A 23,386-nucleotide genomic window follows, 5' to 3' on the forward strand; every position below is an offset into this window, starting at 1 on the left:
CTAGTTCGCCGGTCTCCTGGTGGGTGAGCCGCCCTCGCGAGCCCGGCAGGCCGTCGTCGAACAGCCGCCGCCAACGGCGGCCGCGGCGGGAGCGTTCAGGACGCGGGCGTGCTTCCACGGCGCCTCGGTCAAGGTGGTCGAGAGGACCACCTTCTCGGTGCCGGACAGCCAGTGGGCGTAGCCGCGATCGCGTGGGGCGGCGTTCTCGTCCGCGGCGACCCTCGGCCAGTAGCCGAGGAATCCCCCGGCGTTGATGCGGCCAAGCAGGGCCGTCGTCGCGCCCTGCCAGATGCGGGTGAGGTGCTCGCGGGCGACGTCGGTGGTGGCGTAGCGCACGCTCGCCGCCAGGTCGCCGGGGCCGCCCGGCCGCGCCTCCAGGACGAGCTCCGAGGCGCGCAGGTCGTCCGGGGTCCACCAGCGGGTGAGCGGGGACGGCTCCGTCAGGTGGCGCCAGACCAGGTCGGGGCTCCCGGCCAGCGACCGCAGGAACCGGAACGAGCGGCCGTCGGCCCAGCCTGCCTCTCGTGCGGCGAGCCATTCCACGCGCAGGCCGCGCCCATAACGCTCGTACGTCGCCTGCGGCCCTTCGGGGCGCTCCGCGGCGTCGGCGAGGCGGCCGTGTCGGAGCGCATCGGGTTCGTGGTGATCGTGCTCTCGATCACGGTCTTCAACCGCAGTAGCGCACCGCCGCGCGCCGAACGGGCGCGCGCCTACGCTCCCTGCCGACGGCTGCGGACGAGGAGGTAGAGGAAGTACGGCGTGCCGATCACGGCCGTCATCAGGCCGGCGCCGAGCTGGGCCGGGGCGATCACGGTGCGGCCCACCAGGTCGGCGGTGCACACCAGGAGCGCGCCGAGGAGCACCGCGACCGGCACCACCCGGACGTGCTGGCGCCCCACCAGGGCGCGGGCCGCGTGCGGTGCCACGAGCCCGACGAAGCCGATGGTGCCCGCGGCGGCCACCGCGGTGGCGCTGAGCAGGACGCTGAGGACGAGGAACCCGAGGCGGCCGCGGCCGAGGTTGAGGCCGAGCAGCCGCGGGGTGTCCTCGTCGAGGGACACCAGGTCGAGTTCGGTGCGCCGTACGACCGCGACGGCCAGGCCGACGGCGAGGACGGCGGCCAGCGGCACCACGTCGGGCAGCGTCCGCCCGTACGTCGAGCCCGACAGCCAGGTCAGCGCCTTCGTCGCGTTGAACGGGTCGGTGAGGATGATCAGCATGCTGATCACGGCGGACGAGCCGGTGGCGACGCCGAAGCCGACCAGGACGAGGCGGTTCTGCTGGAATCCGCCGCGCGCCGCGAGGCCGAAGACGAGGACCGCGCTCAGCGCGGCGCCCGCGAACGCCCCGGCGGCCAGCGACCACGACCCGGCCACGGGCACCGTCGTGACGAGCAGGACGGCGCCGACCGCCGCGCCGTTCGTGACGCCGAGCACACCGGGTTCGGCGAGGGGGTTGCGGGTCACGGCCTGGATGAGCGTTCCGGCCAAGGCGAGGGCCGCGCCCGCGAGCAGGGCGGCGAGGACGCGGGGAACCCGGGTCTCCAGGACGAAGGAGACGGACTGGCCGGCCCTGCCCTGCGTCCAGTTCACCACGTCGCCCAGGAGCAGCTTGCTGTCGCCGATGAGGACGGCGGCGATGGTGACGCCGACGAGGACGACCGCGAGGACGGCCGTCGTGGTCACGAAGACGGCCCGGCTGCGGATGCGCAGCCGGTCGACCGGGACGGTTCCCGCGGTGTCCCGGGTCCGCGCGGCCATGACGATCAGGAACACGCCGCCGACCAGGCTGGTGACGACGCCTGTGGGCACGGCGACCGCCGTGTCGGAGGGGACGAGGGCCCGCAGCAGCACGTCGGAGCCGAGTACCAGGGCGGCGCCGGTGAGGCCCGCGAGCGGCAGCCGCGCGCGGGAGCGGGTGAACGCCCGGAACCTGCGGGCCAGGGACCGCACGAGGGCGGGGGCGCACAGGCCGACGAAGCCGATGGGTCCGGCCAGGGTGACGGCGGCCGTGGACAGCAGGGCGGCGAGGACGACGGCGGTGACGCGCGTGGAGGCGACGGGCACGCCGACGCCGCGCGCGGCGTCGTCACCGAGGGCCAGCGCGTCGACCCTGCGGGCGAGGAGGATGAGGCCGACGAGGCCGACGACACCGATCGGCGCCAGCTGCAGCACCGCGTCGAAGCCGTTCTGCGCGATGCTGCCCTGGTTCCACTTGTAGAGGCCCTCCGTCTCCGTCGGGAACAGCAGGAGCAGGCCTTCGGTGACGGCGATGAGGCCGAGGGTGAGGGCGTTGCCCGCGAGGACGAGCCGGACGGTGCCCACGCCGAGGCCGGAGAGCCCGAGCACGACGGCCGCCGCGGCGAGGCCGCCGGCGAACGCGACGCCGGAGGAGGCGAGCATCGGCAGCGAGACGCCGGTGACGGCGGTCAGGCCGAGGGCGAGGTAGGAGCCCGCGTTGACGGCGAGCGTGTCGGGTGAGGCGAGGACGTTGCGGCTGACGGCCTGCAGGGCGGTGCCCGCCATGCCGAGCAGGGCGCCGACGAGGAGTCCGGCGGCCATCCGGGGCAGCCGGGAGGCGATGACGACGGACTCGTCGCCCGCCTCGGCCTTGCCGGTGAGCGCCTTCCACACCTCGTGGGCGCCGACCGAGGCCGTGCCCTGGGTGATGTCCACGACCGCGAGCACGGCGAGGAGGAGGACCAGTGCGGCCGTCACCGCGACCGCGCCCGTGCGGGACGCCGCTGTCGACGGACGGGTGACGGGGGTGGTCGCGGTGACGGTCATGGAGCTACTTCTTCAGGGAGGCGACGACAGCGTCGACGTACTGGTTCATCGACTCGGTGCCGCCGAACATCCAGATGCCGTCGGGCAGACGGTGCACGTTGCCCTTCTTCACGAACGGCAGGGTCGTCCACACCTTGTCCTTCTTCAGGACACCGGCGAAGGGGTTGCTGCCCTTGTCGCCGTCGTTGCCGATGTAGGCGAACTGGACGTCGTCGTCGAGCTTGGTGAGGCCCTCGACGTCGGTGGTGCCGAGGCCGTAGGCCTTGTCGCCCTTGACCTTCCAGTCGTTCTTCAGGCCGAGCTTCTCGTTGACGGCGCCGATGAGCGAGCCGCTGGTGTACGGCCGGATCGAGGTCTGGTTGCCGGTGACGTAGCCGTCGGCGAAGGCGTACTTCGCACCGGCGTGACCGGCGGCGGCGAGCTTCTTCTTGCCGTCGGCGAGCTTCGCCTCGAAGTCCTTCTTGAGCTTCTCGGACCGCTCGGTGGTGCCGGTGGCCTTGGCGAGCAGGTCGAGGTTGTCGGTCATCTGCCCGATGGGGTTCGCCGCGTCGGCGGGGCGCAGGTTCAGGACCGGCGCGATCTTCCGCATCTGCTTCACGGCGGCGGCGGGCAGGTCGGTGGTCGCGATGATGAGGTCGGGCTTCAGGGACGCGATGGTGTCCATGCTCGGCTCGCCGCGGGTGCCGACGTCCTTGGGGTCGTTCTTCAGCGGGACGGCGCTGCCCCAGGCCTTGTAGCCCTTGACGTCGGCGACGCCGGCCGGCTCCACGCCCAGCGATATCAGGCTCTCGACGGCGTTCCACTCGGTGCCGACGACCTTCTTGGCGGGCCCGTCGAGCGTGACCTTCGTGCCGGTGCCGTCGGTGAGCGTGATGGGCTCGGCGCCCTTCTTCGCGTCGTCCTTGGCGGGCTCGGTGGTGCCGCAGGCGGACAGGGTGAGGGCCGCGGCGGTGGCGGCCGCCGCGGTGATCAGGAGGCGCTTCATGAGGTGGTGCTGAGCCTTTCGCTTCGCGAGTGGTGGCGGCCGATGGCGCGGGTGCGCAGCCTGCCGGTGAGGGGGTCGGTCTCGACCTCGATGCGGATGCCGTACGTGTCGGTGAGGCGGCGCGGGGTCAGGACGTCTTCGGGGGTGCCGTCGGCGACCACGCGTCCCGTGTCGAGCAGGACGATCCGGTCGGCCACGGCGGCGGCCTGGTCGAGGTCGTGCAGGACGGCTCCGACGGCGATCCCGTGGTCGTCGGCGAGGTCCCGCATCAGGTCGAGGAGCTCGACCTGGTAGCGCAGGTCGAGGTGGTTCGTCGGCTCGTCGAGCAGCAGCACGCCCGTCTCCTGGGCGAGGCAGCCGGCCAGCCATACGCGCTGGAGCTGCCCGCCGGACAGGTGCTCGGCGCCGCGCTCGGCGAGTTCCGCGACGCCGGTCAGGGCGAGGGCGCGGTCCACGGCGGCCCGGCCGCCCGGGTCGGATCCGCCCCAGCGGCCCCGGTAGGGGTAGCGGCCGAACTCGACGACGTCCCGGACGGTGAGGCCGCTGGGCGTGGGGCGTCCCTGGGTGAGCAGGGCGACGCGGCGGGAGAATTCGCGGGGGCCGAGGGCGAGGCCGTCGGTGTCGCCGTCGATGACGAGCGTGGCCGCTTTGGGCCGCTGCAGTCGGGCGAGCGTGCGCAGCAGGGTCGACTTGCCGCTGCCGTTGGGGCCCACGAGGACGGTCACTTCGCCCGGGCGCAGCGTCATCGAGGCGTCGTGGACGACGTCGACGCCTTCGTACGCCACGGTGACACCCGTGGCTGACAGTTCATGCCCCTGGGCGCGTATGGCCTCGGCGGTCTCTTCAGCTACCTGCACGCCGCAGAGGTTAGCCTAACCTTATCGGTGCGCGAAACGGGTCCCCCCTCGGCGGTCCACAAGGGGAAATCCAGCCACCTTCTTCCCGCGGCCTTCTCCCGGCCGACGGCGCCCCCCGAGGTGGCGTCAGCACCACCCCCACTCCGGGCTCCAGACCTCCTGACCCGCGCCTTCGCCCGCCGCAGGCTGTTACTCGTCACCAGCGAACAGCCCGGCGCTTCCCCGCCGGGCACCGACGGCGAACGGGAGACATGATGAGCGGTCACACGCGGCGCAGGGTCCTGAAGGGGGCGGCGCTCATGGCGGCGGGCAGTGTGGTCGGCGGTCCCGGGCTCGGGCCCGCCGCCGCGGCGGCGCAGGCAGCGCCCCGTGAGGGCACGGCGTCGCTCCCGTTCCTGGAGGGCGCCTTCGCGCCGGTCACCGAGGAGCTGACCGCCTTCGGTCTGGAGGTCACCGGACGGGTGCCGCGCGATCTGGACGGCCGCTATCTGCGCACCGGGCCGAACGCGCTCGGCCTGGAGGACCCGCGGGCCCACCACTGGATGCTAGGCGACGGCATGGTGCACGGGGTGCGGCTGCGCGGCGGACGCGCCGAGTGGTACCGCAACCGCTGGGTGCGCTCCTCGGGGGTGGCGCGGAAGCTGGGCGAGACGTACCCGGGTCAGGCGCCGCCGGACGACTTCGCCTGCAACACCCACGTCATCCCGTACAAGGGCCGGATCCTGGCCCTTCAGGAGGGCGGGCCGCTGCCGTACGAACTGGACGGCGAGCTCCGCACGGTGCGCCCCCACGACTTCCGCTCCACGCTGCGCGGGGCGTTCACCGCGCACACCAAGTACGACGCGGTCGCGGACGAGTTGCACGCGGTGGCGTACTACCCGGCCTGGGACCATGTGCGGCACATCATGATCGACCGGACCGGGCGGGTGGCCAGGACCACGCGCGTCCCGGTGGCGGACGCGCCGATGATGCACGACTTCGCCCTCACGCAGACGTACGTGGTGATCGTGGACGTCCCGCTCACCTTCGACGCGGCGGGCGCCGCGAACGGCGCGGTCGTGCCGTACGTCTGGAACGAGCGGCACCCCATGCGCGTGGGGCTCCTGCCGCGCGCCGGGGGCGCCGTGCGCTGGTTCGAGATCGACCCGGTGTACTACTCGCACACCCTGAACGCCTACGACCACGGCGACACGGTGGTCCTTGAGTACACCTCCATGCCCGCCCCGTTCCACGCCGCGGGACGCGGCTCCGGCGGCCCCTTCGCGACCGGCTCGCCGACGCTCGACCGCTGGACGATCGACCTGCGCGCGGGCCGCGTCCGCTCCACCCGCGTCGACGACCTGCCCCAGGAGTTCCCGCGCGTCAACGAGGCCCTGGTCTCCCGGCGGCACCGCTTCGGGTACACGGCCAGCGCGGCCGAGATGTGGCGCGCGTACGAGACGGCCGACGGGGTGCCGCCCGCCGACACGTTCACCAACTGCCTGGTGAAACACGACATGGCGCGCGGCAGCAGGCAGGTGCGCCGCTTCCCCAAGGGCGCGGCGGTCAGCGAGCCGGTGTTCGTGCCGCGCCGAGGCGCCCGGGACGAGGACGACGGCTACGTCCTGTCGTACGTCAACGACCCGGACCGCGGGGCCACCGATCTGGTGGTCCTCGCGGCCCAGGACTTCACCGGGCGCCCGCTGGCCCGCGTCCACCTGCCAGGCAGGGTGCCGCTCGGCTTCCACGGGAGCTGGGTGGACCAGTAGACGTACCAAGCGGACTTGGTGAGGTTCGCTGCGGTCCGGCCGCGCCCCGAAGGGGCGCGGGGCTGTGCACATGTGCGGCTCCGCCGCGTGGGCGCGACCAGCCACGACGAACCCGCAGTCGGCCAACAGCAAGGGCGCCGCAGAACCAGCGGAGCGCTTAGCGGCCTCGCGCCCGTGTCCGTGGCAGCCGGGTGGCCCCGGCGGCGGCCAGCAGGCAGAAGCCGAGGACCCACCAGAACGTGTCGGCGAACGCCCAGGAGACGTCCGCGCCGCGGGCGGACAGACGGCTCTCCAAGACCACGGCGAGGGCGGCGGTGCCGACCGAACCGCCCACGGTGTTCAGGAGGTTGAGCGCCCCGGAGGCACGGGGCAGGTGCTCGGGCTCGATGCGGCTGTAGACGATGTTCATCACCGGCGCGCCGATCATGGCCATCCCGACGCCGCGCACCGCGAGGGCGGCGGCGATCACGGCGTCCGACGGGTGGTGGCCGAGCTGGGTGAACGGCACCGTCCCCACCACGATCAGCGCGATGCCGGTGACCACCAGCGTCCGGGGCGCGACCTTGTCGATCGTGCGGTTGACCAGGACCGAACCGGCCGCGGCGCCCAGGCCCTGGGGGGCCAGGAGCAGTCCGGCCTCCCAGGCCGAAAGGCCGCGCCCGGTCTGGAAGTACAGCGGCAGCAGGAACATCGTGCCGAATACCGACGCGCCGAGGACGAGCAGCGCGAGCGCGGCGGCGCCGAACGGCGGCCGGGTGAAGAGCCGGGGGTCGACCAGCGGTGTGCCGGGGGTCCTCAGCCCGTGCACGGCGAAGCCGGCCAGCATGGCCAGGCCCGCGCCGACGCCGATCACGGCCGGGACCGTGCGGGAGTGGGCGAACTCGGTGAGCCCGTACACCAGCACGGCGAGGCCCGGCGAGAGCAGCGCGGCGCCCTTGAGGTCGAAGGCCGTACGGCGTGACGAGGGCGGCACCACCGGCACATGGCGGCGGGCGAGCAGGACCGCGACCGCCCCGATGGGCAGGTTGACCAGGAACAGCCACGGCCAGGACGCCACCTGGAGGATGGAGCCGCCGGCCAGCGGGCCGAGCACCGGCGACAGCAGCGGGACGACGGCGACGACGCTGATCACCCGCCCGGTGCGCTCCTTGCCCGCGACCCGGGCGAGGAGCGCCTGCCCGGTCGCGGGGAGCAGCCCGCCGCCGAGGCCCTGGACCACCCGGAACACGATCAGGCTGGTCGCCGACCAGGCGAGCGCGCACAGCAGGGAGCCGAGCAGGAACACGCCCACCGCGGCGAGCCACGTCCGGCGGCCGCCGAAGCGCTCGGCCAGCCAGCCGGACGCGGGCACGGCGGCCACGACCGCGAGGAGATAGGCGGTGGAGACCCACTGGATCTCGGCGACGGACGCGCCGAACTCCCCCGCCAGGCTATCGATGCCGACGCTGACGATCGTGGCGTCGATGGTGGCCATGAAGGTGCCGAGCACCAGGATGAACGCGATCCGCAGCAGGTCCTTGTCGATGCGCGCGGCCGGGCGCTCGGCCGGGGGCGTGCCCTCGCCACGCGTCGGCGCGCTCATCGCTCCTCCTTCGGTGTCACGAGGTCGAGCACGGGCTCGTCGAAGCGGTCGGCCAACGTGGCGAGGAGGTCGAGGAGTTCCTCGGCGAGCCCGTCGGCGTCCACCCCGGCCCGGTGGGCGAGCACACCCGTCCAGCCGTCGCCCTCGGGCATGACCGTCAGGGTGACGGGGTGGTGGGTGGCCTCGCGGAAGCGGGTGCCGACGACCGTGAGCCCGGGGGCGGGTTCGCGGATGCGGTCCGGGTCGACCGGGTAGTTCTCGAACACCACCAGGCTGTCGAAGAGCCGGTGGCGGCCGGTGATCCGCTCCAGGTCGGGCAGGGCCGCGTGGTGGTGCTCGGCCAGGGCGCGCTGGCGGGCCTGGAGGTCGGCGAGGACGTCACCGAGGGTGCCCTCAAGACGGGCGCGCACGGGCACGGTGTTGGCGAGCAGACCGATGATCTCCTCGACGCCCTCGAGCTCCGGGGGACGGCAGGCGACCATGGCGCCGAAGCAGACGTCCGCCCGGCCCGAGCGCCGCGCGAGCAGCACCGACCACGCGCCCTGCACCAGGGTGTTGCGGGTCAGGCCGCGCCGGGCGGCGAGGTGGGAGAGGCCGCGCACGAGCTCCGCGTCGAAGGTGAAGACGGTGGGCTCCTGCCAGGCCGGGCCCGGTGCGCCGCCGCCCAGGTAGTCGCCTTCGGGCAGGCCGTCGAGTTCGGCGGCCCAGGCGTCGAGGTCGGGCTCGTTGTCGGCGCGCCAGCGCAGGTAGTCGGCGAACGGGACGGGGGCGGGCAGGTCGGGTGCCTCACCGCGGACCCGCGCCGTGTACAGGTCGAACAGCTCGGTGAGGATGCGCGGCGCCGACCAGCCGTCGGACAGGACGTGATGGGTGGTCAGGACCAGGTCGGCGCGCCCGGGCCCGACGCGGATCACGGTCAGGCGCACCAGCGGGCCCGCGGCCAGGTCGAACGGCTCGGCCAGGTCGGCCGCGAGGACCGCCTCCGCGGGTCCTTCGGTGACGCGGCAGTCCGGCCGGGGTGACTTGGGGATCACCGCGAGGTCGGCGGGGAAGGCGGCCCCCAGGTTGGGGTGGCGGGCCAGCAGGTCGGCGCCCGCCGCGTGCAGGGCGTCGACGTCGAGCGGTCCGGCGAGGGAGAACGTCGACTGCACGGTGTACGGGTCGGGGCGCTCGGTGCGCGAGTGCCGCAGCATCACCTCCTGGAGCGGGGTGAGCGGCTGCACTTCGGCGACCGTGCGGTCGTGGTCGAAGCCCTTGATCTCCGGCGCGGCGGCGACGCGCAGCAGCGCCGCGCGCAGGTGCGCCGCGAACTCCTCGACCTCGGCGGCGGTGAACAGCGCGGACGGCCAGGTGATCCGGACGCCGAGCGCGTCGTCGCGCACCAGGGCGTTGACCATCAGGCTGTGCGGCAGCGGCAGTTCGTCGCCGCCGCCCGAGCCGAGCGGGTCGGCGTCCGGGGGCGCCTGCCACGGCGTCTCCTGGGCCGGGGCGCCGCGGTACTGGCCGAGGTAGTTCCAGGAGACCTCCGGCTCCACGGGGTCGAGCAGGCCCGCCGTGGTGAGGATGCCGTGGCCGAGGCCGTCGCCCTGGGCGCGCAGCCGCTCGCGTACGGCCCGTACGTCGTCGTCCGCGTGCAGCCGCACGGGGTGCACGGCGGTCAGCCAGCCGACGGTCTGGGACAGGTCGACGTGGGTCGGGCGGCCGTGGCTCTCCAGCGCGACGAGGAGCTCCGGCGTGCCGCGCCAGTCCCTGACCGCCTGGGCGAGCGCCGTGAGCAGCACGGCGTCCGGGGTGGTGCGGTGGGCCGCGGGCAGCGTCGTGATCAGCGCGCGGGTCGCGTCGGCGTCGAGCCGCAGCTCGTGGTGGGCCGCGGTGGCCACGGTGTCCCGGCGCGGGTCGAGCGGCCGGGTGAGCGCCGGGGTGGCGGTCATCCGCCGCCAGTGCGGCAGTTCGTCCCGCCGGTCGGCGTGGCGCAGCGAGCGCGCCCAGCCGAGGAACGACTGCCCGTGGCGGGCCAGTTCGCCGCCCGCGTGGGCGTGCTCCAGGTCGTCGAGCAGGACGCGCCAGGACACGCCGTCGACGACGAGGTGGTGGGCGACCAGGACGAGCCTGCCCGGCCGCTCGGGCCCGGCGTCCACCCACACCGCGCGCAGCGGCGGGCCTGTGCGCGGGTCCATGGCGGCGCGCGCGGCGGCGGTGGCGGTCTCGGTCAGGGCCCGCGGGTCGCCGTCCTCGGCCGGTACGCGGGTCAGGACGTCGGCGCCGGTGACGGCGCCGGCCGGCGGGATGCGCAGCGCGTCGTCGACCAGGTGGGCCCGGAGCACGTCGTGCCGGGCCAGGACCGCGTCCAGCACGGACCGCCAGGTCTCCTCGTCGCCGCCCGGCGGCACGCAGACCTCCACCCACTGGCAGAAGCCGTCCGCCGCGGTGCCCGCGCGGCGCAGCAGGTCCCGCATGACGGGGGTGAGCGGCGCGTCGCCGACGGCGGGCGCGGTGTCGCCGTCCAGGGCGCGGGCGCGGGCCGCGATCCCGGCGACGGTGCCGCCCTCGAACACGTCCCGCGCGGTCAGGCCGAGGCCCTGGCGCCGGGCGCGCGACACGGCCTGGAGCGAGACGATGCTGTCGCCGCCGATGGCGAAGAAGTCGTCGTCGAGGCCGATGGCGTCGGTGCCGAGGACGTCGCGGAACACGGCGAGGAGCACCGCTTCGGCGGGCGTGGCGGGCGCGCGGTGCGCGGTGGCCTCGGTCTCGGGCTCGGGCAGCGCGGCGGAGTCGAGCTTGCCGCTGGGGCTCAGCGGCAGCCGGTCGAGCTCCACGAGCGCCGTGGGCACCATGTGGTCGGGCAGTTCGGCGGCGAGGTACGCGCGCACCTGGCCGGTGTCGAGGTCGGCGCCGTCGGTGGGGATGACGTAGCCGAGGAGCCTGCCCTCGCGCACGATGACCGCGCAGGCGCGCACGTCGGGGTGGCGGGTCAGGGTGGATTCGATCTCGCCCAGCTCGACGCGGAAGCCGCGGACCTTGACCTGGTGGTCGGCGCGGCCGAGGAACACCAGTTGCCCGTCGGGCCGCCAGCGCACCAGGTCGCCCGTCTTGTACATCCGCTCGCCCGGCGCGCCGAAGGGGTCGGCGACGAACGCGGCGGCGGTCAGGCCGGGGCGGCCGAGGTAGCCGCGGGCCAGGCTCGGCCCGCCGAGGTACAGCTCGCCGGTCACGCCGACGCCCGCGGGCTGGAGCCCGCCGTCCAGGACGTAGGCGCGGACGTTCGGGTCGGGGCGGCCGATCGGCAGCGGCCCGGGGTCGTCCGGATCGTAGTGCCAGGTCACGGAGTTGATGGTGACTTCGGTGGGGCCGTAGGCGTTGAACAGCGCCCGGCGGCCCTGACCCCAGCGCCGCGCCAGTTCGGGGTCGAGGCGTTCGGCGCCGACGACGAAGAACACGTCCGGGTCGACGGTGCGGTCGTCGGGCATGGCGGCCAGGAACGACGGCAGCAGGTTCACTCCGGTGACGCGGTGTTCGACGATGTAGTCGAGCAGTTCGTCGCCGGGGACGCGGACCTCTTCGGGGGCGATGACGGACGTGCCGCCGGAGAGCAGCGGCACCATGGTCTGCCAGAAGGCGACGTCGAAGCTGGTCGACGCGAAGTGCAGGTACCGGTCGTGCTCGGTGATGCCGACGACCTCCTCCTGCAGGGCGATGAGGTCGGGGACGCCGCGGTGGGTGACGCCGACGCCCTTGGGCCGCCCGGTGGTGCCGGAGGTGTAGATGACGTAGGCGAGCGCGTCGTCGGTGAGTGTGGCGCGGGCCTCGGCCGGGTCGGTGCCGGGGGCGGCGGCGAGGGTGGCCGGGTCGTCGAGCCTGAGGACCGGGACGTCGCCCCGGGCGGGCAGTTCGGCGCCGGTCGTCAGGGCGGCGGCCGGGGCGATGTCGTCGAGCATGTACGCGAGGCGCTCGCGCGGGTAGCTCGGGTCCAGGGGGACGTAGACCGCGCCCGCCTTGGCCGCGGCGAACAGCGCCACCGTCATCTCGATGTCGCGCCCGAGCAGGACGGCGACCGGGTCCTGGGGCCGCACGCCGTGCGCGATCAGCGCGTGGGCGAGGCGGTTGGCCTCCCGGTCGAGCTCGGCGTAGGTGAGGCTGCGGTCGCGGCAGACCAGGGCCTCGGCGTCGGGCTTGCGGCGCACCCAGGCCGCGAACTCCTCGAGCCAGGGGCCGCGGACCTTGGCGGGCACGGTCTCGGTGCCGGTGCGCAGGACGCGCTCGCGCTCGTCGGCGGCGAGCAGGGGCAGGCCGAGCGCGGGCCGGGCCGGGTCGGCGACGATCTCCTTCAGGAGGTGGTGCAGCCAGCGGCCGTAGTCGCGGACGGTTGCCTCGGCGAAGGCGCCCGGCTGGTAGCCGAGGCCGATGGTGATCGCGTCGTCGGGGATGACGATCACGGTGAGCGCGTAGTGGGTGGCGTCGGTGATGTCCACGCCCGCCAGGTCGAGGCCGGGGGCGAGGGGGGTGCGCTTGCGGCTGGAGAGCGGGAAGTTCTCCATCACCAGCATCGTGTCGAAGAGTTCGCCGATGCCGACGGCGCGCTGGATGCCGGGCAGGCCGACGTGGTGGTGCTCGGCGAGGGCGACGCTCTCGGCGTGCACGCGGGCCATGAGGTCGGCCGCGGTCTGGTCCTGGGTGTGGGCGACGCGGACCGGGATCGTGGTGCCGAGCTGGCCGATCATCGACTCCACGCCGTCGACCTCGGGGGGCCGCCCGGACACCGGGCAGCCGAACACGACGTCGCGGCGCCCGGTGAGCCTGCCGAGCAGCAGGCCCCACGCGGTCTGCAGGACGGTGGTGAGGGTGACGCCCCGCTCGCGGGCGAAGGCGCGCAGGCGGTCGCTGAACTCGCCGCCGAGGTCGACGCTCACGCGGCCGGGCCGCTCGACTCCGGTGGCGGTGCGCGCGGGGGCCAGGCGGGTGGCGTCGTCGACTCCGGCGAGCGCGTCGCGCCACGCGGTCAGGGACGCCTCGTGGTCCCGGTCGGCCAGCCAGTGGAAGTACTCCGAGAGCGGCGGGGCCACGGGGGCGGCGGGCCCGCCGCCGAGTTCGGCGTAGAGGGCGAGCAGGGTGCGGCCGACCAGGGGCATGGACCAGCCGTCGAGCAGGGCGTGGTGGTTGGTGATCACCAGCTTGTGCTCGTCGGGGCCGACGCGGGACAGCAGGAAGCGGATCAGCGGCGGCCGAGCCGGGTCGAAGGGCCGCTCCAACTCGGCGCGGGCCGCCTCGGGGAAGCGGTCGTCCTGGCGCCAGTCCAGGGCGACATCGGCGGGGATCACCTGGACGACGTCGTCCCCGGCCGTGCCCAGGTACACGCGCAGGGCGGGGTGGCGGCGCAGGAGCTCCCGCGCGGCCGTCGCCATCCGGTCCGGGTCGAGCGCGCCGACCAGGGTCGTCACGGCCTGGACGACGTACACGTCGGTGTCCTGTTCCTCGCGGAGCAGGGTGTGGAAGGACAGGCCGACCTGGAGGGGCGTCGCGGGCAGGACGTCGGCGACGGGTCCGGTGCGTTCGAGGGCGTCGATGGTGTCCTGGTCGAGGGCGACCAGCGGCAGGTCGGCGGGGGTGAGTCCGCCGGGGGTGCGGTCGGCGTGCTCGGCGAGGGCTTCGAGGGTCTCGGCCCAGGCCCGCTGGAGGTCCGCCACGGCGTCGGCGCCGAGCACCTGGCTCGCGGCCGTCCACTCGACGGCGAGCCGGGGCGCGCCCTCCTCGTGGACGAAGCAGTTCAGGGCGAGGACCTGCTCCAGGGCCTTGCCCTCGGGCTCGGTCACCGCGAACGCGTCGCGCTCGGGCAGCCGCCAGCCGGTGGCGGGCGGCGCGGTGAACCGGCCGAGGTAGTTGAGGAGCACGTCCGGCGGCGGCGTCGCGGCGAGTTCGGCTCCGGCCTCCGGGTCGAGGCAGCGCAGGACGCCGTAGCCGATGCCGCCGTCGGGGACGGCGCGCCTGGCTTCCTTGGCCGCGCGCAGCACGTCCCTGACGTCGCCCGCGGTGGGGACGCGGACGGGGTACTCGCTGGTGAACCAGCCGACCGTGCGGGACAGTTCGAGGTGTTCGCGGCCGTGGCCCTCCAGGGTGACGGTCACCGCGTCGCCGCTCACATCCAGGGTGCGCAGGGTAAGGACGAGGGCGGCGAGGAGCACTTCGTCGACTCCGGCGCGGTAGGCGCCGGGCAGGGTGGTCAGGAGCGCCTCGGTGACCTCGGGCGAGGCCACGGTGACCGAGCGGTGGGCGGTGGCGACGGTGTCGCGGGTCTGGTCCAGGGGCCTGGCGCCGAGCCGGGGGGATGCGGCGAGCGCCTCGCGCCAGTGGTCGAGCTCGCCCCGGCGGGCGCCGGAGGCGCCTTGTTCGGCGAGGAGCGTGGCGTGCCGCCGCCAGGAGGTGCCGACGGGTTGGAGGGCGCCGCCCGCGCAGGCCGTGTGCAGGTCGGGCAGCAGCACCCGCCAGGACACGCCGTCCATGGCGAGGTGGTGGACGACGAGGACGAGCCGGTCGGGCGCCCCGTCGCTGGTGCGCAGCAGGACGGCGCGCAGCAGGTCGCCCGAGCGCGGGTCGAGTTCCCCGGCCAGGCGTTCGGCGAGTTCGGTCACGTCCTCGCCGTGGACCTCGTTCACGACGGCGGTGACGGCGCCGCGGGGCAGCACCTCGAGGCCGTCGTCGGCGCGCAGGCGCAGCGCGTCGTGGTGGTCGAGCACGGTCTGTACGCCCTTGGTCAGGGCGTCGTGGGTGAGGTCGTCGACGCGCAGGGCGGTCCACTGGGCGTATCCGGCGACGGCGTCGACGTCCGGGTGCGGGTCGAGCAGGCCGCGCACGATCGGGGGCGCGGGCACGGGCCCGGTGGGCTCGTCCGCGGGCCGCGCGGTGTCGGTGACGGCGTCGGCGGACGCGGCGAGGGCGGCGAAGCTGCGGCGGGCGAGCAGGTCGCGGGGCCGCAGTTCGACGCCGCGCGCCCGCAGCCGGCTGCTGACGGTGATGGCGGTGATGCTGTCGCCGCCGAGGGCGAAGAAGTCGTCGTCCACGCCGATCTGGTCGGCCTCGAAGACCTCGGCGAGGACGGCGCACAGCAGCCGCTCCCGCTCGGTGCTCGGGGCGCGGCCGCCGCCGGAGACGACGGGGGCGGGCAGCGCGGCGCGGTCGAGCTTGCCGTTGGGCGTGAGCGGCAGCGCGTCGAGGACGACGACGGCCGCGGGCACCAGGTGCTCGGGCAGCGCCTCGGCGAGGCGGGCGCGCACGGCGTCCCCGGTGAGCGAGGCGGACACGACGTAGCCGACGAGGCGCGAGGAGCGGACGGTGGCGGCGGCGGCCGTGACGCCGGGCACCGCGCCGAGCGCGGCCTCGACCTCGCCAATCTCCACGCGGTGGCCGCGGATCTTGATCTGGCCGTCGCCGCGGCCGAGGTAGTCGAGGCCGCGTCCGGGCACCCAGCGGGCGAGGTCGCCGGTGCGGTACATCCGCTCCCCAGGACCGCCGTAGGGGTCGGCGACGAAGCGGTCGGCGGTGGCGGCGGGGCGGCCGAGGTAGCCGCGCGCCAGGTGGGGTCCCGCCAGGTACAGCTCGCCGGTGCTGCCGTGCGGCACGGGCTTGAGCGCGCCGTCGAGGAGGTAGATCCGGGTGCCCGCGAGGGGGTGGCCGATCGTCGGCTCGGCGCCGTCGATGGGGGCGGCGGTGCTGGTGACGGTCGCCTCGGTGGGCCCGTACATATTGCGTCCGGTGACGCCGGAGGCGGCGATCCGCTGCCACAGCGCGGGCGGGGCGGCCTCGCCGCCGAGGACGAGCAGCGTCGGGCGGCGCTCCAGGAGGCCGCCGTCGATGAGGGGCGCGGCCATCGAGGGCGTGGTGTCCACGATGTCGATGCCGTCGCGGGTGTACGCGGCGAGGAGGGCGTCGGCGTCGCGGGTGGACTCGGCGTCGTACACGTGGAGTTCGTGGCCGCACAGGAGCCACACCAGGTGTTCGAAGGCGGAGTCGAAGGCGAAGGAATAGGTGTGGGCGGCGCGCAGGCGTCGGCCCGCGCGCTCCTCGGCCTGGGCGACGACCGTGGCGCGCTGGTGGTGCAGGAGGGCCGCGAGTCCGCCGACCCGGCCGAGGACGCCCTTGGGCCGTCCGGTGGATCCGGAGGTGTGGATGACGTAGGCGAGGTGTTCGGGGTGGCGGGGCGCGGCCAGTTCGCCGCTCTCCAGGGGGTCGCCGGAGTGTGCGGCGGCCTCGTCGAGGAGGGTGGCCCACGGCAGTCCGTCGAGCGTGCCGTCGGTGAGGACGAGGGCGGGGCGTGCGTCGTCGATGAGTTCGCGCAGGCGCTCGGCCGGGTGCGCGGCGTCCAGGGGCAGGAACGCGGCGCCCGCGTCCATGACCGCGAGCAGGGCGACGACGGAGTCGGCGGAGCGCGGCAGGGCGAGGGCCACCAGGTCGTCGGTGCCGATGCCGCGGGCGCGCAGGGCGCGGGCGACGCGGTGCACGCGCGCGGCCAGCTCCCCGGCGGAAAGGCGGTCGTCGCCGCAGACCAGAGCGGTGCGCGCGGGGTCGGCCGCCGCCATCGCGGTGAGGGCGGCCGGCACGTCGAGCGGGGTTCCGGGCACGGCGGGCGGCGTCCAGTCGGCGAGGACGCGGTCCACGTCGGCGGCGAGCGCGATCCGTCCGACGGGCGCGCCGTCGACGAGCCCGGACAGCAGGGCCCGCAGGCCGGACAGCCTGCCGTCGACCGCGGCCTGGTCGCTGCCGCGGGCGTCGACCTCGAAGCCGAGAAGGAGACCGCCGTCGCGGGTCGGCAGGACGCTCAGGCCCATGTCCTCGGGCGGGCCGCCCGCGACGTTGCGCATCACTCCGGCGGACCCGGCGAAGTCGAGGGTCAGGTCGAACGCCTTGAGGTTGATGCCGCGGCCGTGCAGGAGGGCGCCCGCGCCGGGCGCGCCGAGGTCGCGCGGCAGGTCCTCGCCGCGGTAGCGCTGGTGGTCACGCATGTCCTTCATGGCGGCGGCGACCCGGCGGCTCAGCTCGCCCAGGTTGTCGCCGCCGCGCACGCTGACGCGCAGCGGCAGGACGTTGACGGCCATCGCGGGGGTGCGCAGGGCGGCCGATCCGGTGCGGCACATCAGGGGCAGCGCGAACACCACGTCGGTGCGGCCGAGGACGCGGTGCAGGTACGCCGCGTATCCGGCGATCAGCGCCTCGCCCCAGGTGACGCCCTCGCGGTCGGCGAACTCCCGCAGCCGGGCGGTCTCTTCGGGGGTGATGACGGCGCGGGCGGTCAGGGTGCGCTCGGGCGGGCCCGCGGCGGTGTCCGCGTCACCGGCGGCGCCCACCTCGGGCAGCGGCGTGAACCGCTCGACCCAGTAGGCGCGGTCCTCGGCGAACCGGTCGCTGTCGCGGTAGGCGCGGTCGGCCTCGACGAGTGCGGCGAAGGAGCCGAAGGTCGACTTCGGCACCTCGGTGCCGCGCACAAGGGCGGTGTAGCGGGCGGCGGTGCGGCGGGCGAGCATCGCGGCGGTGTAGCCGTCGAAGACGAGGTGGTGGCCGAGCTGGGTGTACCAGACCTCGCGGTCGGACAGCTTGATGACCGTCCGTGAATAGAGCGTTCGTTCCACCATGCCCCGGCATGCCGCGCCCGCCCGCGCCCGCTCGGCGTCGACGAGCGCGGCCGCCGCGGCGGCGGGGTCGGCCGCCGCGCTGACGTCGACGACCTCGGGGTCTGGGACCGGCTCGTCGCTGACCGACTGCCGTGGTCCTTCGGGCGTCTCGTACACCCGCAGCCGCAGCGTCTCGGCCTCCTCGGTGGTGGCGCGGACCGCTTCGACGAGGGCGGCCACGTCGACCGGGGTGTCGCCGGATATCTCGACGACGTCGCCGACCACGTAGTACGGCGAGTCCGGTTCGAGGCGCTGGGCGTTCCAGATGCCCAGTTGGGCGCTCGTCAGGCCGAGCGGCCCTTCCGAGGACGAGGACACGCGTGCGGTGCTCAATTCACTCTCCTTGCAGTGTGGGGACGACCATCGGCGTGTCCGTCACGGGGTCGGGGACGATGATGCTCGGCAGGTCGAAGACGTCCTTGATCAGTGCGGCGTCCACGACGGCGGCGGGGTCGCCCTCGGCGACCACCCGGCCGTCCTTCATCGCGACCAGGTGGTCGGCGTACCGGCACGCCTGGTTGATGTCGTGCAGGACGGCGATGACGGTGCGGCCCTGGTCGCGCAGCCGGGCGAGCAGGCCGAGCAGTTGGTACTGGTGCGTGATGTCCAGGAACGACGTCGGTTCGTCGAGCAGCAGGTAGGGCGTCTCCTGGGCGAGGACCATGGCCATCCAGACGCGCTGGCGCTGGCCGCCGGACAGCTCCTGCACGGGCCGGTCGGCCAGGTCATCGACGCCGGCGGCGACCATGGCCTCGGCGACGGCTTCCTCGTCCTTGGGCGTCCACAGGGCGAGCAGCGACTGGTGCGGGAAGCGTCCGCGGCCGACCAGTTGGCGGACCTTGACGTCCTCGGGGGCCAGCGGGTCCTGCGGCAGGAAGCCGAGTTCCCGCGCCAGGGCCTTGGTGGCGTAGCGGCCGACGGCGCGGCCGTCGAGTTCGACCTGTCCGGTGTCGGGGCGCAGGAGCCGTACGAGGGCCCGCAGGAGGGTCGACTTCCCGCAGGCGTTGGGGCCCACGATGGCGGTGAACGCGCCGTCGGGGACGTCGAGGCTCAGCCGGGTGGAGACCACCCGGTCTCCGTAGCGCAGGGTGATCTCCCGCGCGGTCAGGCGTGCGGTCACGCGCGCCCCACCTCCTTGGTAAGGAGCCAGATCAGGTAGCAGCCGCCGATCGCGGTGCTCACCACGCCGACCGGCAGGGCGACGGGCGCGAGGAGCATCTGGGCGATGAGGTCGGCGCCTTGCAGCAGCACCGCCCCGGTCAGCGCGGCGGGCAGCAGGGGCACCCCGGCCGCGCCCGCGAGCCTGCGGCCGATCTGCGGGGCGGCGAGCGCGATGAACGCGATCGGCCCCGCCACCGCGGTGACCGTGGCCGTGCAGCCGACGCCGACGAGGACCATGAGCAGCCGCAGCCGGTCGAGGCCGACGCCGGTGGTGACCGCGACGGCGTCGCCGAGCGCGGCCTGGTGCATGGCGTGTGACCGGGCGGCCATCAGGGCCATGAGCACGCCGATCACGGTGAAGGGGATGCCGAGGTCGTCCCAGCCGACGCCGTTGAGGGAGCCCGCGCTCCAGCCGACCGCGGCGATCGCGACCTCCAGTTCGGCGCGCAGCACGATCCAGGAGTTGAGCGCGGTGATCATGGCGTTGACGGCGACGCCGATCACCACCAGGCGCAGTCCGGAGAAGCCCCGGTCGTAGGCGAGGAGGTAGATCGCGGCGGCGACGACGAGCCCGCCGAGCACCGAGCCGACGGCCAGTTGCGCGGAGGTGCCGGACAGGACGGTGAGGGCGACCAGGGCGCCGGTGTAGGCGCCCGCGTCGAGGCCGATGACGTCGGGGCTGCCCATGGGGTTGCGGGTGAGGTTCTGGAAGAGCGCTCCGGCGAGCCCGAGGGCGGCGCCGAAGACGAGTGCGGCGAGGACCCGCGGCAGCCGCCAGTCCTGGATCACCACGGAGGGCTCGGCGCCGCTGAGGGCGGCGAACACCTCTTCAGGGGTCGACCAGGACGCGCCGTAGCACAGGCCGAGCAGGCCGAGGCCGAGGATCAGGGCGGTGAGGACGGTGACGAGGACCAGGGTGCGGCGCTCGATCCGCAGTCCGCGCAGGGCCACGGCGCTGCCCCGCACCGCGCGCGCGGCGCTCGCCTCGCGGGCGCTCACAGCGCACCCGTCCCGTGGCGGCGGACGGCCCAGATCAGCATGGGGCCGCCGAGGAACGCGGTCACGATGGCGACCGGCACCTCGCCCGTGGGCAGCAGCACCCGCGAGCCCATGTCGGCGACGAGGAGCAGGATCGGGCCGACGACCATCGTGTAGATGATGGTCCAGGGCACCGAGCCGCCCGCGGGCTTGCGCACCAGGTGCGGCACGATCAGGCCGACGAACAGGATCGGCCCGGCCACCGCGGTCGCCGCCCCGCTGAGCACGGTGATGAGCACGAGCGCGGCGGCCCGCACCCGGGACACGCCCGCGCCGAGGGTCTGTGCCACGGTCTCGCCGAGGGCGAGCACGTTCAGGGCGCGGCTCAGCAGGAGCGCGCCGAGCAGGCACACCGCGATGGCGGTCAAGGGCAGGGCGAGCGGCGCCTGTTCACGGGCCGCGAGCGAGCCGACCGACCAGAAGCGGTAGGTGTCGAAGACGTCCGGGAGCATCAGCCGAAGGCCGAGGGCGAGGCCGCTGAGGACGGCGGTGAGGGCGACGCCGCTGAGCACGAGGCGCAGCGGCGAGCGCCGTCCGACCGCGGCGACGAGCAGCGCGGCGAGCACGGAGCCGAGGACGGCGAAGCCGAGCTCGCCCGCCTGACCGCCGGTCAGGCCGAGCGCCGAGCCGAGGGTGATGGCGAACCCGGCGCCCGCGGTGACCCCGAGGATGCCGGGCTCGGCCAGTGGGTTGCGGGCCAGCGTCTGGATCAGCGCGCCCGCCACCGCGAGGGCGGCGCCCACGGCGATGGCGAGGACCGCGCGGGGCGCCCGGACGTCGCGCACGACGACGTGGTCGTCGGTGCCCTGGAAGTCGAACAGCGCCCGCACCACCTCGGCTGGCGGCACCGAACGGGCACCGATGCCGATGCTGATCACGGCGACGGCGGCCAGGAGCGCGAGGCCCCCGGCGAGCAGGCCGATCCGGGACACGGAACGGCTCGTGGATGCCGCCTTGGACGCGCGGCCCGCGACGGTCACCGCTTCAGGAGCGGAGCGAACGACTTGTCGATCGCGTCCAGGGTCTGCATGGCCTGCCCGTAGGTCGCGGCCTCGGTGTAGCGGATCGGGAAGGTCTTCCCCGCCTTGACGGCGGGCAGGTTCTTCCAGAGCTTGGAGTCCATGACGTACTTCACCGACTTGGAGACGCTGCCGTCGGCCTGGACGGAGTACGTGATGGCGTCGGCGTCGCGGAGCGAGGCGGGCAGTTCCTCGATGGAGGGGTACTCGCTGACCGCGCGGGAGCCGGGGCCGGGCTTCTTGACCTTGCCGTAGTACTTCGCGCCCATGTCCTCGGCGATGTTGGTGCCCCAGGAGCGGCCGAACTCGCGCTGGAAGGTGCCCTTGGCGACCTCGCCGTAGGCGCCGACGTGGCCGAGCTTGAGCTTGGGCAGGACGTTCTTGTACTTCTTGCCGAGCGCGGCGGCCTTGGCCTCGTACCTGGACTGCACGGCGTCGAACTGCTTGAGCGCGCCCGCGGCGTCGGCCTGCTTGCGCGACAGATCGCGCCAGGCGGACGGCACGGTCGGGCCGATCGCGACCACGGGGGCGATGGACTCCAGGCGCTTGACGTCGATGTCGCCGAGCACCGGGGCGGGCACGCCGATGACGATCAGGTCGGGCTTGGCCTCGGCGATAGCCTCGTAGTTGGTCTCGGTGGCCTGCTCGCCCGCCACCTTGGTGAGCTTCTTGTACGTCGCCAGGTCCTTGCCGCTCATCATGGGCTCGCCGCGCTGCCAGGACGAGATGCCGACGAGCGGGGCGTGGGCCTCGATGAGGACGGGCACCGCGTAGCCGGTGGCGACGACGCGCTTGGGGGCGGCCGGGATCTTGATCTTGCCGTTGTCGGCGGCGAAGACGCGGGTCTTGCCCTTGCCGCCCGCGTCCGACTCATCCTTCTTGTCCGACCCGCATCCGGTCACGGCCAGGGCCAGCGCGACGGCGCCGATCAGGACCGACGATCTGCGTATCGACATGGGGTGCTCCTTGTTCTTGGTGTTCTCTCGGGGGGTGCCGCCGCGTGGGGCGGTGTGCGGGCGAAGGGGGCCGGGCGTGGTCGCGCCCGGTCCGTTCGGCCGGTCGTCAGTGGTCGTGCTCGTCGTCGAAGTCGGCGACGCCGCGCTTCCAGTAGCCGGTGATGTCGTGGTCGGCCTTGTCCAGGCGCAGTTCGTCGCGGACCCAGCGCCGCAGCGGTTTGATCTGCCCGGCCTCGCCCGCGACCCACACGTAGAGCCGCTCCCCTTCGGGGACGGTCACGGCGGTCACGGCCCGCGCGAGCGCGTCGCCGGTGCCGGGCGGTTTCTCGCCCCGGTGCAGCCAGCGCACCTCGACGCCGTCGGGCGCGAGCAGCTCGATCTCCTGGGTGGCGTCGGCGACTTCGACGAACGCCCAGCCGCGCGCGGTCCGCGGCAGCTCCTCCAGCCAGCGCGCGATGGCAGGCAGGGCGGTGATGTCGCCCGCGAGCAGATAGCGGTCGTAGGCGTGCGGGACGATCAGGCCGCCGGGCGGGCCCGCGATGTGCAAGGCCGCGCCCGGCTCGACCGCGTGGGCCCAGTCCGAGGCGAGGCCGCCGTCGTGCGGGGCGATGTCGATGTCGATCTCGCCCGCGACGGGGTCGTAGCGGCGCACGGTGTACTCGCGCGAGATGGGTCCGGGGCGCGGCCAGCGCAGCATGGTGCCGTTCGGCTCGGGCAGGCGCAGCGTTCCGTCCGGCTCCGGGAAGAGCAGCTTCACGTGCTCGTCCGGAGCGTGGGCCTCGAACCCGGCGGTGCCCGCCCCGCCAAGCGTCACCCGCAGCAGGCCGGTGCCGACCATGGCGGTGCGGATCACCTCGGTCTCGCGGACGCGGATGGGGTAGCCCACCTTCTCGGGCTCGCGGCCCGCGCGGACCTCCGCGATCCGCTCCAGGTGGCGGTGCCGGTGGTCGATCAGGCTCATGCCGCGCCGCCCGTCAACAGGGCGGTCCAGTGGCCCAGTTCGGGCCGCTCGGCCAGGTCGGGGAACTCCAGCGTGCTGGCGCCCGCGGTGCGCCAGCGCTCGACCAGGGTCATCATGCGCACCGAGTCGAGGCCGAGGTCGATCAGGTCCTCGTCGGGCGCGATGTCGGCGGGGTCGCAGTCGAGGAGTTCCGCGACATCGGCGCGGACGCGTTCTGGCGACAGGGTGGGGTTCATGCGGTGGCTCCTCCGGGATGCGCTCCGACGGCGCGGGGGGCAGCGCGCACCACGGGTGCGACACACCAGCATGAAGAAACCCCCCGCCGCTCAAACTCAGGTAAGGCTAACCTAATTAGAGATGCGGGTCGCATGCAAGCCGGGCCGCCTCGCGTGACCTGCGTCAACTCGACGAGGGCGGGTGGTTCTTGACCCCGCGTCACCCAGAGGCAAGGAGGCGCGGAGACACAGAGGCATGGAGGAGCGGCGGCACGGAGGAGCGGCGGACGCGGGCGCGGGGGGGGGAGGGGGGGGGGGGGGGGGGGGGGGGGAGGGGGGGGGGGGGGGGGGGCAGGGGGGGGGGGGGGGGGGGGAGGGGGGGAAAGAGGGGGGGGACCTAAAGGGGAGCCTCCACGAAGCGA

General features: G+C 74.4%; 13 protein-coding genes. 1 reads left to right on the top strand and 12 read right to left on the bottom strand.

Features of this window, described 5'->3' with window-relative positions; all coding sequences use genetic code 11:
* The 4 genes from AC07A4_RS21955 to AC07A4_RS21970 all read right to left on the bottom strand — a co-directional run bounded on the left by AC07A4_RS21955 (position 1) and on the right by AC07A4_RS21970 (position 4,628).
* Entirely contained in the window at positions 1-543 is a 543-nt protein-coding gene (locus tag AC07A4_RS21955; RefSeq protein ID WP_478601213.1) for an SRPBCC family protein, read from the bottom strand.
* A gap of 167 nt (positions 544-710) precedes the next feature.
* A complete protein-coding gene (locus tag AC07A4_RS21960) occupies positions 711-2,786 on the bottom strand; it encodes an iron ABC transporter permease (RefSeq protein ID WP_478601215.1) in 2,076 nt (691 codons plus the stop codon).
* A gap of 4 nt (positions 2,787-2,790) precedes the next feature.
* Complete coding sequence (locus tag AC07A4_RS21965; protein ID WP_478601217.1) at positions 2,791-3,771, bottom strand: ABC transporter substrate-binding protein; 981 nt, start codon at positions 3,769-3,771, stop codon at positions 2,791-2,793.
* Complete coding sequence (locus AC07A4_RS21970; RefSeq protein ID WP_478601218.1) at positions 3,768-4,628, bottom strand: ABC transporter ATP-binding protein; 861 nt, start codon at positions 4,626-4,628, stop codon at positions 3,768-3,770. The genes AC07A4_RS21965 and AC07A4_RS21970 overlap by 4 nt, the downstream gene beginning before the upstream one ends.
* 254 nt (positions 4,629-4,882) lie before the next feature.
* Between AC07A4_RS21970 and AC07A4_RS21975 the strand changes: the two genes are divergently transcribed.
* Positions 4,883-6,376 carry a carotenoid oxygenase family protein gene (locus AC07A4_RS21975; RefSeq protein ID WP_478601220.1) on the top strand — a complete coding sequence of 498 codons (1,494 nt, stop codon included), beginning with the start codon at positions 4,883-4,885 and terminating at the stop codon, positions 6,374-6,376.
* A 157-nt stretch (positions 6,377-6,533) separates the two neighbouring features.
* Here AC07A4_RS21975 and AC07A4_RS21980 read toward each other — a convergent pair whose 3' ends face one another.
* From AC07A4_RS21980 to AC07A4_RS22015, 8 genes are all read right to left on the bottom strand, one after another.
* On the bottom strand, positions 6,534-7,958 hold the full coding sequence (locus tag AC07A4_RS21980) for an MDR family MFS transporter (protein WP_478601222.1): 1,425 nt from the start codon (positions 7,956-7,958) through the stop codon (positions 6,534-6,536).
* Entirely contained in the window at positions 7,955-17,947 is a 9,993-nt protein-coding gene (locus AC07A4_RS21985; RefSeq protein ID WP_478601224.1) for an amino acid adenylation domain-containing protein, read from the bottom strand. Before AC07A4_RS21985 ends, AC07A4_RS21980 begins: the two co-directional genes overlap by 4 nt.
* A gap of 1 nt (position 17,948) precedes the next feature.
* A complete protein-coding gene (locus AC07A4_RS21990; protein WP_478601226.1) occupies positions 17,949-18,734 on the bottom strand; it encodes an ABC transporter ATP-binding protein in 786 nt (261 codons plus the stop codon).
* The gene (locus tag AC07A4_RS21995; RefSeq protein WP_478601683.1) at positions 18,731-19,741 is read right to left on the bottom strand and encodes a FecCD family ABC transporter permease; all 1,011 of its coding nucleotides are present in this window, start codon (positions 19,739-19,741) and stop codon (positions 18,731-18,733) included. The genes AC07A4_RS21990 and AC07A4_RS21995 overlap by 4 nt, the downstream gene beginning before the upstream one ends.
* 29 nt (positions 19,742-19,770) lie before the next feature.
* The gene (locus tag AC07A4_RS22000) at positions 19,771-20,793 is read right to left on the bottom strand and encodes a FecCD family ABC transporter permease (RefSeq protein ID WP_478601228.1); all 1,023 of its coding nucleotides are present in this window, start codon (positions 20,791-20,793) and stop codon (positions 19,771-19,773) included.
* Entirely contained in the window at positions 20,790-21,788 is a 999-nt protein-coding gene (locus AC07A4_RS22005) for an ABC transporter substrate-binding protein (RefSeq protein ID WP_478601230.1), read from the bottom strand. Before AC07A4_RS22005 ends, AC07A4_RS22000 begins: the two co-directional genes overlap by 4 nt.
* A gap of 106 nt (positions 21,789-21,894) precedes the next feature.
* Positions 21,895-22,749 (bottom strand): siderophore-interacting protein, encoded by an 855-nt coding sequence (locus AC07A4_RS22010; RefSeq protein ID WP_478601232.1) that lies wholly within the window; start codon positions 22,747-22,749, stop codon positions 21,895-21,897.
* A complete protein-coding gene (locus AC07A4_RS22015; RefSeq protein ID WP_478601234.1) occupies positions 22,746-22,985 on the bottom strand; it encodes a phosphopantetheine-binding protein in 240 nt (79 codons plus the stop codon). Before AC07A4_RS22015 ends, AC07A4_RS22010 begins: the two co-directional genes overlap by 4 nt.
* Positions 22,986-23,386: the final 401 nt, after the last annotated feature.

Source organism: Streptomyces sp. NPDC043996 (assembly GCF_056435225.1).